Below are 14,703 nucleotides of genomic sequence, written 5' to 3'. Positions count from 1 at the left end.
TGTCCCGTTTTGGTGGGGACAACGGCCGCAGCTGAACGTTGAATCGTTATCTGTCGCGCAGCACCTGGCCCGGCGTCAGCCGGTGTTGCGCAGGCCCGCCGCGACGCCGTTGACGGTCAGCAGCAGCGCGCGCGAGCGGAGCGGGTCCTCGGCGACGCCGTTGGCGTCGTCCTCGCGCTGACGGCGCAGCAGGGCGACCTGGAGGTACGAGATCGGGTCCAGGTAGGCGTCGCGGATGGCGAAGGTCTGCTTCAGCACCGGGCTGTGCTCCAGCAGTTCGGACTCGCCGGTGACCCGCAGCACCTCCTTCAGGGTCAGCGCGTGCTCGGCCTCGATCTGCCCGAAGACGTGCTGCAGCTCCTCCGGCACCAACTGCTCGACGTAGTGGCGGGCGATCCGCAGGTCCGTCTTGGCCAGCGTCATCGCGACGTTGGAGAGGAAGTTGCGGAAGAAGTGCCACTCGGCGTGCATCTCGTCGAGGATGTCGCCGAGTCCCGCCTCTCGGGCCGCCGCGAGGCCCGAGCCGACGCCGTACCAGCCCGGCACGATCTGCCGGGACTGCGTCCAGCCGAAGACCCACGGGATCGCCCGCAGACCGTCCAGGCCCGCGCCGGAGTCGGGGCGGCGCGACGGTCGCGAGCCCAGGTGCAGCGACGCGAGCTGGTCGACCGGGGTCGAGGCGAAGAAGTAGGCGGGCAGGTCCGGGTCCTCGACCAGGCGCCGGTAGGCGGAGTGCGCGCCGTCCGAGACCGTGTCCATGGTGGCGTCCCAGCGGGCCAGCGCCTCGTCCGACTGGCGCGGGGAGGTGTGCAGCGCGGAGGCCTCCAGCGTCGCGGAGACCGTCAACTCCAGGTTCTCCCGGGCCAGGGAGGGGATCAGGTACTTGTCGGAGATCACCTCGCCCTGCTCGGTGACCTTGATCTCACCCTCCAGCGTCCCGTAGGGCTGGGCCAGGATCGCCTCGTGCGAGGGGCCGCCGCCGCGGCCGACGGTGCCGCCGCGGCCGTGGAAGAGCCGCAGCCGGACGCCGTAGCGGTGCGCGACGTCGCGCAGCCGGCGCTGGGCGCGGTGGATCTCCCACTGCGAGGTGGTGATGCCGCCGAACTTGGACGAGTCCGAGTAGCCCAGCATGACCTCCTGCACGTCCCCGCGGAGCGAGACCAGCAGGCGGTAGGAGGGGTCGCGCAGCATCTCGTCGAGGATGGTGTCCGCGGCGCGCAGCTCGTCGGTGGTCTCCAGCAGCGGCACGATGCCGATCTTGGCGACACCGGCGTGCAGGTCGATCAGCCCGGCCTCGCGGGCCAGCACCGCCGCCGCGAAGACGTCGTCCGCGCCCTGGCACATGGAGATGATGTAGCTCTCCACGACCTCCGGCCCGAAGCGCTCGAACGCGTCGCGGACGGTCTGGAAGACGCCCAGCGTCTTGGCGCCCGCCGCGTCCAGCGGGGCCGGGGTCGGCGCCAGCGGGCGGCGCGACTTGAGCTCCTTGGCGAGCAGCCGCTGCCGGTACTCGCGCGGCATGTCGGTGTAGCGCCAGGCCTCCTCGCCGAGCCGGTCGAAGAGCTGGCCCAGCGCGTGGTGGTGCGCCTCGGCGTGCTCGCGCACGTCCATCGTCGCCAGCTGCAGACCGAACGCGGCGATGGTGCGGATGGCGCGACTGATCCGGCCGTCCGCGATCAACTCGCCCTTGTGGGCCCGCAGCGAGGCCTGGATCAGCTCCAGGTCGGCCAGCAGCTCGCTGGTGCCGAGGTAGTCGCAGCCCGGCACGTGCGGGGTGCCGGCGGCCAGCCGGTCCTTGGTGTTGATCAGCTTCTGGCGCACGCAGGTGGCCTTGAGCCGGTAGGGCTCCTCGGCGTTCATCCGCTTGTAGCGCGGGCTGATCTCGGGCAGCCGCTCGAGGTCGGCGGCCAGGCTCTGCAGCAGCTCCTCGCTGGCACCGGAGAGCCGGACCGAGGACGAGAGGGTGGCGCGCAGCTCGTCGACCACGTCGAGCGCGTCGTTGATGCCGTACTCGTGCTGGAGCAGCAGCACGTCGCGCGTCACCGCCGGGGTGACGTTCGGGTTGCCGTCGCGGTCGCCGCCGATCCAGGTGCCGAAGGTGAGCGGACGCACGCCCTCAGGGAGGGTGACGCCGACCCGGGCCAGCTCCTCGTTCAGCTCCTCCAGCACGTCGGGGACCGCGCGCTTGTAGAGCTCGTCCAGGTAGTAGACGGCGTTGCGGGCCTCGTCGGTCGGCTCGGGACGGGCGATGCGCAGCTCGTCCGTCTGCCACAGCAGGTCGATCACCTCGGCCAGCCGCCGGTCGGCCTGGCGACGGCCGGTGGGACGCGAGGGGGTGTCCTCCTGCTCCAGCAGCTCTGCCAGCCGGCGCAGCTTCTGCAGCACGCTGCGGCGGGCGGCCTCGGTCGGGTGCGCGGTGAAGACCGGGCGGACGTTGAGGTGCGCGAGCGCCGCGTTCAGGTGCTCCGGGTCCGCGTCGACGAGCTTGTCGACGGCCTGGGCGAGGAGCGAGCCGTTGTCCGCGCGGTTGGCGTTGAGCTCGCGACCGCGGTGCACCTGTTCGGTGACGTTGGCCAGGTGGAAGTAGGTGGAGAAGGCCCGCACCAGCTTGCTCGCGGTGGTCAGGTCGGTCTGCTCCAGCAGCCGCGCGGCGGCGGCGCCGTCGGTGCGGGTCAGGAGCCGGACCCGCTCGACCAGGTCGAGCAGCTCGGGCCCGTCCTGCCGGACCAGGGTCTCGCCGAGCAGCTCACCCAGACGCCGGATGTCGGCGCGCAGAGCGCTGTTGTCGGGCTCGGTCGACCGGACGGTCGGTGGGACGGCGGGGACGGTTGCCTCGCGTGCGTCGCTCACGCTGGTACTCCCTTGCGGGGTGGAGTGGGGACGACAAGGACGTGCGCGGACCACGTTGTCCGCCCCTGTTGCGTGCTGCTGATCCTTCTGATCTTTCGCGGTCCAGCATAGGTTGCGGGGCGTGACCGTCCATGACCATGCCGCCATGCGGACACTCCGCGTGGGACAGGGTGCCGCGTTCACGGGTACGTGGCGGGCACGGGGCGCGTATGGGGCGGGTACGGGAGTGTGCGGCGGACCGTCGGCTCCTCTTGTCTACGCTTGACGCCATGAGGGTGGGAGCGTGGCAGCGACGACGGAGCATGTGGCTGGATCTGGCGTTGGCCGCCGCCGCAGCGCTGGAGTGTGCCGCTTCGGCGTACACCTTCACCGCCCACCAGGGGCTGGGCCCCGCCGCGCGTGTCGCGGTGGCGGTGTACGCGCTGATCGCCGGTGCCACGCTGGTGGTCCGGCGGCGTTGGCCGCTGGTCCCGGTCGCGGCGGCGCTGTCGACGATCCCGCTGTCGGCGGGCTACCTGCTGCTGATGATCGGCCTCTACACGCTCGGCGCGTACCGCCCGGAGGGCGCGGCGGGACGTTTCGCCGAACGCCGCGCCATGAGCGCGCTCTGCGCGGTGGCCATCTGCGAGACGGTCCTCGTCTCGACCCTCACCCTGGGCACGCAGCACCAGGACGCGCTGCACCAGGGCGTGCCGGAGTGGGTGCTGATCCTCTTCTCGGCGCTGGCGGCCATCGCGATCACCGTCCCGCCCACCATGCTCGGCCTCTACACGGGGGCGAAGCGCCGACTCTGGGTCGCCCTGACCGAACGTGCCGAGGGCCTGGAGACGGAGCTGGGCCTGCTCGCCGACCAGGCCCGTGAACGCGCCCTCCGCGCCCGCGTCGAGGAGCGGACCCGGATCGCCCGCGACATGCACGACGTCGTCGCCCACCGGGTGAGCCTGATGGTGGTGCACGCGGGCGCGCTCGAACGGGTGGTCCACAAGGACCCGGAGAAGGCGGCGGCCAGCGCCAAGCTGATGGGCGACATCGGCCGCCAGGCGCTGGACGAACTCCGCCAGATCCTGGGCGTGCTGCGCACGGTCGAGCCGGACGCCGACGCCGACGACGATGCCGCCGAGGCCGTCGCCGACGCTGGTCAGGCGGCGTCGACCGCAGGTGCGTCGGCCGCCTCGTCGTCGGCCTCGGCCTCGCGTTCAGGTTCGGCGTACGTGCCGATGGGGTTGGCGGACCTGCCCAAGCTGGTGGACGAGTCGCGCGCGGCGGGCCTCGGGGTGCGGTTCACCCTGGGCGGCGCCCGCCGCGCGCTTACCTCCGAGGCGGAGCAGACCGCGTACCGCGTGGTCCAGGAGGCGCTGACCAACGTGCTGAAGCACGCACCCGGCGCGGACGTCGAGGTCGTGGTGGCGTATGTGCCCGGCGGCGTCGCCCTGGCGGTCTCCAACACCTGCCCCTCGCCCGAGCAGGCGGGGGAGGAGCGGGACGCGGCAGTCCTGCCCGGCGGCGGCAACGGCCTGGTCGGCATGCGGGAGCGGGTCACCGCGCTGGGCGGTGCGTTCACCGCGGGCCCCACGGCGGAGGGCGGCTTCCGCGTGGAGGCACGGCTGCTGGCCGCGCGGTAGCTAGGCTGTCCCTGCGCTTGTCCTAGGAGGTAGCCCGTGCGGATCGTGCTCGACCCGGCGTCCGGTGTTCCGCCGTACGAACAGATCCGCGCGCGGGTCGCCGAGGCGGCGGCGAGCGGTGAGGCACCGGTCGGCATGCGGCTGCCGACGGTCCGCGGGCTGGCCGAGGAGCTGGGTCTCGCGGTCAACACCGTGGCCAAGGCCTACCGCGAGCTCGAAACGGCGGGCGTGGTCGAGACCCGTGGCCGCGCCGGCACGGTCATCACTGCGGCGGGCCATGCGGCGCACGGCGAGATCGCCAAGTCCGCGGCGGCGTACGCACGGCGAGCCAAAGCGCTCGGCCTCTCCGCGCCGGAGGCGCGGACGCTCGTGGAGACGGCGCTCCGCGAGATCTACGGCGCTTAGCTCTTCTTGTCACGAGCGCGTTGCACCGTTAGGGGCGCGGGGCTCTGCCCACCGGCAGTCAGAGCGCGTCGGTCAGAAAGCGCAGGCGCTCCGCGCGCAAGCCGGAGATCAGGGTGGTCAGAGCCTGGTCCATGGAGTGGCCGAGGAACCACTCGCCCGTGTGGTCCAGGCTGTAGACGCGTCCCGCCGCGTCCAGCGCGAGCAGGGCCTGGCCGTCGCGTTCCTCGCCCAGGGGGCAGACCGGCAGTTCCAGGGCGCGTCCCAGGTCCGCCAGGGTGCGTGGCTGGTGCAGCCCGCGGAGGGGGTCGATGACGAAGGACGTACGGGCGACCTGCGCGCCCGCGCCCTCCAGGCCCACGGTGACGTCGCCGAACTCCGCCCACGCCTCGACCGCGGCCGGGAAGACCGTGTGACGGTGGCCCTCCGGCGACGCGTAACCGTCGAGCGCCTGCGCCCACTCCGCCGCGCGGTCCAAGCGCTTGCGGCCGGGGAACCAGCCGGACTTGGTCAGTACCGACGCGACCTCCGCCGGGAACCGAGCCTCCATGTCCTTCTCCTCTTCTCCCCGATATCTCCCCCGATTTCCCCTCTCCCGCGCCTGCTCAGCGCCGCTTGAGCCTGCCTCCGGACTTCTCCTGCAACGAGATCGTCCTCACCCCGAAGTGTTCCAGCAGCGGCGTGCACGACCGGCACGGCGGCTGGTGGGTGCCGTGGGCGGGGTCGCCCTCCTCGCGGATCCGGACCGTCGTCATCTTCGCGCCGCGCAGCGCCTTGCGTGCCTCGCCCTCACCGAAGACCTTGCGGGCCGCGCGTCCCGAACGGTCCGCCTCGGCCTGGTCGAGGAACTGCGACAGCAGCACCGCCTCCGGGCAGCGTCCGGTGAACCGCTCCAGCGCCTCCACCGGCAGCCCGTCCAGGAACCCGCCGACCAGCGGGTGCAGCCGCGGCGGATCCCCCTTCTCGCTCACATGCGTATACGTATCACCCTGCACCGACAACGCCGCCGCGACGATGGGCATGAGGCTGTCCCGGCGGTGCCGCAGCAGCGGCGCCGGGGAAGGTCTGCGTTGGTTACCCAGCGCTTCCATGATCGCGTTCTGCCCTTCCCCCGTGTGAACCCCCGTGAACCCAGCGATGATCAGAGTGCCAAATACCCTGGAGGGTCACGAAATCGGGGGTCTGTTCAAGCTCGGATCCCGGTCGTCACGGGTGCTGTGACGACCGGGGAGATCCGCCAGGCGCGCCCAACCCCTAGGCTTGGCTCCCGGCAGCCAGTTCCAGCAGGGGGCAATCTCCATGACGACAGGTCGACCGAACGCGGCCTACGCCAGGCAGGTCGTGCACTTTCCCGATCCATTGCGGGCGCAGCGCTATCCCTCGGGGGTGAAGGTCGACGCAGGGGGTTACCCCGACCTCGGTCCCTACGCGCGCGCCGCCGCCGAGGTCGCCGACCCGCCCGCGGGCTTCGGCGTCGACGAGCTGCGGCTGACCGACTACGTGTCGGCCAACGCCGCGTTGCGCGCCCAGGGCCATGAGCTCTGGGCGGACGTCGACAGCCCGGTCGGCACGCCCGTCGGCTGGACGTGGCACCACTCGGTGACCGCGGCCACGCCCGGCAGTCGCCGACTGGAGCTCGTCCCGGTCGAGGTGAAGGCACTGCTGCGGCACCACGCCGGGTTGGCCACCTCCGGTGCGGACCACGCCAAGCGCGGCACGCGCCCGCTGCAGGAGCGGCGCCCGGTCCACTTCGAGCTGCCGTCGCCTGCGGCCGAGGCGGCCGAGGGCGCTGACGGCGGCACAGGCGCCGACGGGCAGTCGGAGCCGCAGGTCGCCGAGGCGACTCCGGCCGAGGTCGAGCAGCGGATCCAGGGGGTCGAGGAGTCCCTCGGCTACACCCTCCCGGGCCCGTACCGGACCTTCCTCAAGGCGGCCGGCGGCCGGGCCCCCAAGGGGCTCGGCCTGGACACCGAGCTGGGCGTCCTGGTCGACCAGCCCTTCTTCACGTTCCGCGACGAGCGCTCGCTGGACGACCTCGCGTACGTCAACAAGTGTCTGCGCGACCACATCACCAAGGACTACCTGGGCATCGCCTACGTCCAGGGCGGCCTGCTGGCGCTCAAGGTGCGCGGCGACCGGATCGGCACGGTCGGGTTCCTCCCCTACGACGACGCCCGCGACGACGGCGACGCCGGGCTGACGCCGCAGCAGCGCGTCGACCGCCTGCTGCTGCCGTGCGGCGAGGACTTCGACGCGTTCCTGCTGCGCCTGGCGGGCAGCCCGCCCGAGCTGCAGACGGTCGCGGAACTGATGGTGGACGGCGGCTTCGCCCGCGCCGTTCCGGTGGAGGGATGACGTCGACGTGGTGACGTACGCGGAGGCGCAGGAGCGCGCCGAGGAGTGGATCAACGGCGGCGTGCCCGGATACCGGCGCCGCGAGGTGCGGGTGCGCGAGTTCGACCTGGGCTTCGTGGCCTGGGCCGTCGACCGCACCGACGGGCCGTCGTCGGACGGTGGCGCGGCCCGGATGGTGATCGCCCGGGACACCGGCACGACCACGCTCTGGCCCGGCCTGCCGATCAACGAGGTGGTCAAGCGCTACGAGGAGGCCTACGGCCGCCCGGTCGGCGCGACGCCCACCCAGAACCCGGCCCCGCCGGACATGGACTTGATGGAGGCGACGTCCTTCCTGCTCAGCCCGCCGCAGTGGCTGGAGGAGGCGGCCGCCAAGGCCCGTGAGGCGGAGGCCGCCAGCCTCCAGGTCGCCCCTCCGGTCTCGACGGGCCCGCCCGCCGAGGTGCCGACGATGCTCTCGGCACCCCCCGCTGTGCACTCCCTGCCCGAGCCCGACGCGGCGCCGTCCGCGCCGCCTGCTCCGCCGGTGCCGTCTGCGGCCAGCCTCCCGGGACCTTCTGCGCCGCCTCCGCCGTTCGGCGCTGACGGATCGTCGGGTCCGTCGCAGGGCGGCTTCCCCGGTGCGCCGATGGGTGGCCCGGGTATGCCTCCGCCTCCGCCGGGTGCGCCGATGGGTGGGCCGGGTATGCCGCCGCCTCCGCCGGGTGGTCCGGGCGGTTCCGGTGGGTATGGATTCCCGGGTGGTCCGGGTGCGGGTCCGGATGCTGACGGGATTGCGTACGCGCCGACGATGTTGTCGGGTCCGGCGTTGCAGGCACCGGCTGGTGGGCCGCCGATTCCGCCGCCTCCGCCGGGCGCGCCCATGGGTGGCCCCGGCATGCCTCCGCCTCCGCCTGGTGCGCCGATGGGTGGTCCGGGGATGCCCCCGCCTCCGCCTGGAGCGCCCATGGGCGGCCCAGGTATGCCGCCGCCTCCGCCCGGGGGTATGGACGACGCCGGGATCGCGTTCGCGCCGACGATGCTGTCCGGCCCCGCCGTCGTGCCCGGGGCGCCCCCGGCCGGTGGCCCCGGTATGCCTCCGCCCCCGCCGCCCGGTGCGCCGATGGGCGGGCCCGGTATGCCGCCTCCGCCCCCCGGAGCCTCCATGGGCGGCCAGCCCATGCCCGGACTGCCCGGTGCTCCCGGCATGCCAGGCGCCCCCGGCGCGCCGAGCGGTGCGTCGGCCGTCGGGCCCGGCTACATGGCCGTGCTTCGCTACCGCGGGCCGGACGGCTCCGAGCAGCAGGTCATCCAGCGTTCCGCGCTCGGTCTGCCGCACCCGGAGTGGCAGATCCTGCAGGAGGTCCGTCGGCTCAACGTGCCGCCGGAGCAGGTGCTGGAGCTGCACACCGAGCTGGAGTGCTGCGACCTGCCGGCCGGTTACTGCGCGCGGATGGTCAAGGAGGCCTGGCCCAACGTCCGGATCACGCACACCGCCCCCTACGGGCGGGACGCTGCGGCCCGGCGCTCCGGCGTCGAGCACCTGCTGGACCACCTGAGGGAGCTGCACACGCATGCCGCCGGACCGGAGCCGGTCGCACCCTCGCGCGCGCCGCTGCCTCCGGCCGGTGCGCCGACCCCGCCACCGCCCCCGCAGATGCTGGCGCAGGAGGTCCAGGCGGCCTTCGGCGACCAGAACCTGTTCCGCTACGAGGCGCAGGCGGTCGCCCGTCCGGGCCTGCCCGAGGTCGTCTCCGGGACGCTGACCTGGGTCGGCCTGCCGCGTGACTTCGGTCCCTTCTTCTGGGCGCAGGCCGAGCCGGGGCGCCCGGTGCCGACGCTGGCCGAGCTCGCTGCGGAGCGGGGTCTGACGGCCGGGCCGGACGCGGCGACCTACCTGGTCCTGGGCAACGACTACGGCCGCCAGCTGTGCGTGCAGTACGGCACCAACGCGGTCGTCGCGGTGGACCTGGGGTCGCCGGGTCAGCCCGCCGGCCCCGAGGCGAGCCAGCCGCGCTTCGTCAACAGCGGCGTGCCCGAGTTCGTCCGAAGCCTGGCCGTGCTCGGTCGACTCTGGCGGTTCCGCTACGGGCTGACGCAGGAGCAGGCCGGGCACTGGACCACGGACTTCCAGAACGAGCTGGCCACCATCGACCCGGCGGCGCTCTCGTCGCCGGAGAACTGGTGGGCCGTGGTGCTGGAGCAGTTCTGGGACGGGCTGCTGTAGCACGCTGCAGCCGTCGCCGGCTGTCCGCAGCTGACGGGGGTCGGCCCGGTGGCCGACCTCCGTTGCTGTGTCGGTACCGTCTGAAGAAGAATTAATCTGCTCAAAATAGGACGACGACCGATCAGGCCCGGCCAGCGGAGGAACGGAAGCAGAGTATGAGCGAACCGACGACTCCCAACGCCACAGAGTTCACCCTGACGCGCCGGGGCTACGACGTCGATCAGGTGGAGCAGGCTCTCGTCCGGTTGACGGCCGCCCGCGACGAGGCCTGGCAAGGCCTTTCGTCGCTCGGCGACCGGATGCGGGGCCTGGAGCGCCAGCTGATGGACATGCGCGAGGCCCAGGGCGTGGCCGACGCCACCGTCCCGGACTTCGAGGTGCTCAGCCCGCGCGCCGCCGGCCTGCTGGTCACCGCGGAGGAGGAGGCCGAGGCGGTCCGCGCCGGAGCGGTCCAGGAGGCCGCCCGGATCGACGCCGAGGCCCGCACGGCCTCGCGGCGCGAGGCCACTGCCGCCGGGCAGTACGCGGAGCAGCTCCGCGCGGCGTCCGACGAGTCCCACCGCCGCGAGCTCGACCGCGCCCGCTCCCGCGCGGAGGCGGAGCGCGCCGAGGCCGACCGCGAGGGCCGTGCGGTGCGCGAGGACGCCGCAGCGTACGCGGGCGACGTCCGCTCGCGGGCGGAAAACCACACGGAGGACGCGCAGACCTGGCTGACCGGCCAGCAGCGTGCCGCGGCACAGGAGTTCGCCGCACACGACGTCAAGGTAGTGGCCTGGGAGGCCGAGATCACCGCGGTCGGCGACCGCAAGCTCAACGAGAGCGAGCGCCACCACAAGGCGATGGAGGCCAAGGCGGCGGAGATGGACGCCGACGCGGCGACCCAGGCCGAGCGCCTGCTGGAGGCCGCGCGCCGCGAGGCCGCGCGCATCGCCGAGGGCTCGGACCGCGAGCAGCGGGCGTTCGAGGAACGCCGCGACCAGATCCAGGGTCAGCTCGACCACATCCGCCAGACGCTCATCGCCCTGACGGGAACGGTCGCGGGCGGCGAGGCCGAGGCCGACGAGGCGGACGAGGCGGACGTCGAGGCCGAGGCGGAGGACGCGGGCACCCCGCAGGTCGACAGCGAGTCGGACACCTCGGAGCTCCCGACCATCCCCGAGGCTGTGGATAACCCGAACGAGGGACACCACTGAGGGCTCCGGTCCACCAGACTGGCGGCATGTACCGAGTCACCTACACGGTCGAGGCCCAGGCGACCCGCGACGCGCTCTCACACGAGCGGCAGCAGTTGCTCGATCAGGGTCTCGCAGTGCTGGCGAAGGATCCCTACCACGAGGCCACGACGCATGTCGGGATCAATGAAGCGGACCGGAAGGCGCAGGTCGCGCCCGGGATAATGATCGAGTACCTGATCGCGCACGCGCTCATGGTGGTGGCCGTGATCGAGGTGTTCGACGACTCTCTGATCGCGCATGTCTGACCGCCACGCGTTGTTCGAGTCGGCGGCGTACGCTGGAAACCCCCGGGCCGCCGCGCTGTCCGGGTGTTCGCGTTGCCTTCGGCTGAGAGAAGTAGATGAGCCTGACCGGCCTGCTCGACATCGTCGCCTCGGACTCGGCGCTCGCCGAGGCCGCTGAAGCCGCACTCGCCGGGGATCGCCGGCACCTGGACCTCGTCGGCCCCCCGGCCGCCCGCCCGTTCGCCGTGGCCGCGCTGGCGCGTGCGCTCGCGGACGCCGCCAAGGGGGGCCGGGGCCGTCCCGTCCTCGCCGTCACCGCCACCGGGCGCGAGGCCGAGGACCTGGCCGCGGCGCTCGGCTCGCTGCTGCCGCCGGACTCCGTCGCCGAGTTCCCGGCCTGGGAGACGCTGCCGCACGAGCGGCTCTCGCCGCGCTCGGACACGGTCGGCCGCCGGATCGCCGTGCTGCGCCGGATCGCGCACCCGGCGGTGGACGACCCCGCGGCCGGTCCGCTGCAGGTGGTCGTCGCGCCGGTGCGCAGCGTGCTGCAGCCGCAGGTCAAGGGGCTGGCCGAGCTGGAGCCGGTCAGTCTGAAGCAGCGTCAGGAGGTCGACCTCGACGACCTCGTCCAGCGCCTCGCCGCCGCCGCGTACCAGCGCGTCGAGCTGGTGGAGAAGCGCGGTGAGTTCGCCGTGCGCGGCGGGATCCTGGACGTCTTCCCGCCGACCGAGGAGCACCCGCTCCGCGTCGAGTTCTGGGGCGACGAGGTCGAGGAGATCCGTTACTTCAAGGTCGCCGACCAGCGCTCGCTGGAGATCGCGCCGCACGGACTGTGGGCTCCGCCCTGCCGTGAGCTGCTGCTGACCGACGAGGTCCGCGCCCGCGCGGCGGAGCTGGCGGAGGAGCACCCGGAGCTCAGCGAGATCCTGGACAAGATCGCCCAGGGCATCGCCGTCGAGGGCATGGAGTCGCTGGCGCCGGTCCTGGTCGACGACATGGAACTGCTGATGGACGTGCTGCCGCAGGGCAGCGTCGCCGTCGTCTGCGACCCGGAGCGGGTGCGGACCCGGGCCGCCGACCTGGTGGCCACCAGCGCCGAGTTCCTGCAGGCCTCCTGGGTGGCCGCCGCCTCGGGCGGCAAGGCGCCGCTGGACGTCGGCGCGGCCTCGCTCTGGTCGATCGCGGACATCCGCGAGCACGCCGCCGAGATCAGCCTGCCCTGGTGGTCGGTCAGCCCCTTTGCCGCCGATGAGGCGGAGGCGACCGGGCCGGACGTGCTGCACCTGGGCATGCACCCGGTCGAGGCCTACCGCGGGGACACCGCCCGCGCCATCGCCGACTGCAAGGGCCGCCTGGCCGAGGGCTGGCGCGTGGTCCTGGTGACCGAGGGCCAGGGCCCGGCCGCGCGTATCGCCGAGATGCTCGGCAGCGAGGGCATCGGCGCCCGGCTGACGCCGGACCTGACCACCGAGCCCGCCACCGACGTGATCCAGGTGGCCTGCGGCGCGCTCGAGCACGGCCTGGTGCACGAGGGCCTCAAGCTCTGCGTGATCACCGAGACCGACCTGTCCGGCCAGAAGTCCTCCACCAAGGACATGCGCCGGATGCCCTCGCGCCGCCGCAACGCGATCGACCCGCTCGCGCTCAAGGCGGGCGACTTCGTGGTCCACGAGGCGCACGGCGTCGGCCGCTACATCGAGATGGTGCAGCGCACCGTCCAGGGCGCGACCCGTGAGTACCTGGTACTGGAGTACGCCCCCGCCAAGCGTGGCCAGCCGGGCGACCGGCTCTTCGTGCCGACCGACCAGCTGGAGCAGGTCACCAAGTACGTCGGCGGCGAGGCCCCGACGCTGCACCGGCTCGGCGGCGCGGACTGGACCAAGACCAAGGCACGGGCCAAGAAGGCGGTCAAGGAGATCGCCGCCGACCTGATCAAGCTCTACTCCGCGCGCATGGCCTCGCCGGGCCACGCCTTCGGCACGGACACCCCGTGGCAGCGCGAGCTGGAGGACGCCTTCCCCTACGCGGAGACGCCCGACCAGCTCTCCACCATCGCCGAGGTCAAGGAGGACATGGAGAAGACGGTCCCGATGGACCGGCTGATCTGCGGCGACGTGGGTTACGGCAAGACCGAGATCGCGGTGCGCGCGGCGTTCAAGGCGGTGCAGGACGGCAAGCAGGTGGCCGTGCTGGTGCCGACGACGCTGCTGGTGCAGCAGCACTTCTCCACCTTCTCCGAGCGGTACGCCAACTTCCCGGTCGTGGTGAAGGCGCTGTCCCGGTTCCAGACCGACAGCGAGGCCAAGGCCGTGCTGGAGGGGCTGCGCGAGGGCAGCGTGGACGTGGTCATCGGCACCCACCGTCTCTTCTCCGCAGAGACCCGGTTCAAGGACCTGGGCCTGGTCATCGTTGACGAGGAGCAGCGCTTCGGCGTCGAGCACAAGGAGCAGCTGAAGAAGCTCCGGGCCAACGTCGACGTGCTGACGATGTCCGCAACGCCGATCCCGCGCACGCTGGAGATGGCCGTCACGGGTATCCGCGAGATGTCGACGATCACCACCCCGCCGGAGGAGCGCCACCCGGTGCTGACCTTCGTCGGCCCCTACGAGGAGAAGCAGATCGCCGCCGCCATCCGGCGTGAACTGCTGCGCGAGGGCCAGGTCTTCTACATCCACAACCGGGTCGAGTCGATCGACAAGGCGGCTGCCCGCTTGAAGGAGCTGGTCCCCGAGGCGCGGGTCGCCACGGCCCACGGCCAGATGGGGGAGCAGCTGCTGGAGAAGGTCGTCGTCGACTTCTGGGAGAAGGAGTTCGACGTCCTCGTCTCCACCACCATCGTCGAGTCCGGCATTGATATCTCCAACGCCAACACACTGATCGTGGAGCGCGGCGACACCTTCGGCCTGAGCCAGCTGCACCAGCTGCGCGGGCGCGTCGGCCGTGGCCGCGAGCGCGGCTACGCCTACATGCTCTACCCGCCGGAGAAGCCGCTGACCGAGACCGCCCACGAGCGGCTCGCCACCATCGCCCAGCACACCGAGATGGGCGCGGGCATGTATGTGGCGATGAAGGACCTGGAGATCCGCGGCGCGGGCAACCTGCTGGGAGGCGAGCAGTCCGGGCATATCGCCGGGGTCGGCTTCGACCTCTACATGCGGATGGTCGGCGAGGCCGTGGCCGAGTTCCGCGACCAGCTGGCCAACGGCGGCGAGGCCCCGGAGGAGGCGCCGCTCGAGGTCAAGATCGAGCTGCCGGTCGACGCCCACGTCCCGCACGACTACGCGCCGGGTGAGCGGCTGCGGCTCCAGGCCTACCGGTCGATCGCGGCGGTCAACTCCGAGGAGGACATCGCCCAGGTCCGGGCCGAGCTGACGGACCGTTACGGCAAGCTTCCCGAGCCGGTGGAGAACCTGCTGCTGGTGGCGGGCCTGCGGCTGTTCGCCCGGCGGTGCGGTATCTCCGACATCACGCTGCAGGGGCAGTTCATCCGCTTCGGCCCGATCGAGCTGCGTGAGTCGCAGGAGCTGCGGCTCACCCGGCTCTACCCGCGCAGCCAGGTCAAGGCGGCGACCAAGCTGGTGCTGGTCCCGCGTCCGAGCACGGCGCGGATCGGCGGCAAGCCGGTCGTCGGCCGCGAGCTGCTGACCTGGTGCGCGGAGTTCCTCTCCACGATGTTCGAGGAGCTCGCCGCCAAGCGGTGAGGCCGGCGGCGGGCGCGGCACCAGCCGCGACGCGCACGTACGCGACGCCTCGGGCGGGCATCACGCCCGGTCGAGGCGTCGTCGCGTGCCCGGTCCCGCTACGCTCGA

10 protein-coding genes are annotated in these 14,703 nt (G+C 72.6%); 7 read left to right on the top strand and 3 right to left on the bottom strand.

Annotation, left to right across the window (positions count from 1 at the left end; all coding sequences use genetic code 11):
- Positions 1 to 75 precede the first annotated feature (75 nt).
- On the bottom strand, positions 76 to 2,775 hold the full coding sequence (ppc, locus tag ABH928_RS02605; RefSeq protein WP_370061879.1) for a phosphoenolpyruvate carboxylase: 2,700 nt from the start codon (positions 2,773 to 2,775) through the stop codon (positions 76 to 78).
- A 344-nt stretch (positions 2,776 to 3,119) separates the two neighbouring features.
- On the opposite strand from ppc, the gene ABH928_RS02600 reads away from it, so the two are divergent.
- On the top strand, positions 3,120 to 4,472 hold the full coding sequence (locus tag ABH928_RS02600) for a sensor histidine kinase (protein WP_370061441.1): 1,353 nt from the start codon (positions 3,120 to 3,122) through the stop codon (positions 4,470 to 4,472).
- Between the two features lie 36 nt (positions 4,473 to 4,508).
- Positions 4,509 to 4,877: a GntR family transcriptional regulator gene (locus ABH928_RS02595; RefSeq protein ID WP_370061439.1), complete on the top strand. Its 369-nt coding sequence runs from the start codon at positions 4,509 to 4,511 to the stop codon at positions 4,875 to 4,877.
- 58 nt (positions 4,878 to 4,935) lie between these two features.
- On the opposite strand, the gene ABH928_RS02590 is transcribed toward ABH928_RS02595, so the two are convergent.
- Positions 4,936 to 5,424: an SUKH-3 domain-containing protein gene (locus ABH928_RS02590; RefSeq protein WP_370061437.1), complete on the bottom strand. Its 489-nt coding sequence runs from the start codon at positions 5,422 to 5,424 to the stop codon at positions 4,936 to 4,938.
- A gap of 55 nt (positions 5,425 to 5,479) precedes the next feature.
- On the bottom strand, positions 5,480 to 5,965 hold the full coding sequence (locus ABH928_RS02585; protein WP_370061435.1) for a YwqJ-related putative deaminase: 486 nt from the start codon (positions 5,963 to 5,965) through the stop codon (positions 5,480 to 5,482).
- 208 nt (positions 5,966 to 6,173) lie between these two features.
- Here ABH928_RS02585 and ABH928_RS02580 point away from each other — a divergent pair, with 208 nt between their 5' ends.
- The 5 genes from ABH928_RS02580 (at position 6,174) to mfd (ending at position 14,595) form a co-directional block, all read left to right on the top strand.
- Entirely contained in the window at positions 6,174 to 7,229 is a 1,056-nt protein-coding gene (locus ABH928_RS02580) for an SMI1/KNR4 family protein (protein ID WP_370061433.1), read from the top strand.
- A 7-nt stretch (positions 7,230 to 7,236) separates the two neighbouring features.
- A complete protein-coding gene (locus tag ABH928_RS02575) occupies positions 7,237 to 9,435 on the top strand; it encodes an SUKH-4 family immunity protein (RefSeq protein ID WP_370061431.1) in 2,199 nt (732 codons plus the stop codon).
- A 155-nt stretch (positions 9,436 to 9,590) separates the two neighbouring features.
- Positions 9,591 to 10,628 (top strand): hypothetical protein, encoded by a 1,038-nt coding sequence (locus ABH928_RS02570; RefSeq protein WP_370061429.1) that lies wholly within the window; start codon positions 9,591 to 9,593, stop codon positions 10,626 to 10,628.
- A gap of 26 nt (positions 10,629 to 10,654) precedes the next feature.
- On the top strand, positions 10,655 to 10,915 hold the full coding sequence (locus ABH928_RS02565) for a hypothetical protein (RefSeq protein WP_370061427.1): 261 nt from the start codon (positions 10,655 to 10,657) through the stop codon (positions 10,913 to 10,915).
- Between the two features lie 95 nt (positions 10,916 to 11,010).
- On the top strand, positions 11,011 to 14,595 hold the full coding sequence (mfd, locus tag ABH928_RS02560; protein ID WP_370061425.1) for a transcription-repair coupling factor: 3,585 nt from the start codon (positions 11,011 to 11,013) through the stop codon (positions 14,593 to 14,595).
- The last annotated feature ends 108 nt before the right edge of the window (positions 14,596 to 14,703 follow it).

The sequence above is a fragment of the Streptacidiphilus sp. MAP5-3 genome (assembly GCF_041262505.1).
Lineage (GTDB): Bacteria > Actinomycetota > Actinomycetes > Streptomycetales > Streptomycetaceae > Streptacidiphilus.
The sequence above is the reverse complement of the archived record's forward strand: the minus strand, read 5'-3'. Positions and strand labels throughout refer to the sequence as shown.

What these genes read in the sequence shown, in the direction of transcription:
- ABH928_RS02600 (WP_370061441.1), top strand. Translation starts at nt 3,120, where the DNA reads ATGAGGGTGGGAGCGTGGCAGCGACGACGGAGCATGTGGCTGGATCTG.
- ABH928_RS02590 (WP_370061437.1), bottom strand. Translation starts at nt 5,424, where the DNA reads ATGGAGGCTCGGTTCCCGGCGGAGGTCGCGTCGGTACTGACCAAGTCC.
- ABH928_RS02585 (WP_370061435.1), bottom strand. Translation starts at nt 5,965, where the DNA reads ATGGAAGCGCTGGGTAACCAACGCAGACCTTCCCCGGCGCCGCTGCTG.
- ABH928_RS02580 (WP_370061433.1), top strand. Translation starts at nt 6,174, where the DNA reads ATGACGACAGGTCGACCGAACGCGGCCTACGCCAGGCAGGTCGTGCAC.
- ABH928_RS02570 (WP_370061429.1), top strand. Translation starts at nt 9,591, where the DNA reads ATGAGCGAACCGACGACTCCCAACGCCACAGAGTTCACCCTGACGCGC.
- ABH928_RS02565 (WP_370061427.1), top strand. Translation starts at nt 10,655, where the DNA reads ATGTACCGAGTCACCTACACGGTCGAGGCCCAGGCGACCCGCGACGCG.
- mfd (WP_370061425.1), top strand. Translation starts at nt 11,011, where the DNA reads ATGAGCCTGACCGGCCTGCTCGACATCGTCGCCTCGGACTCGGCGCTC.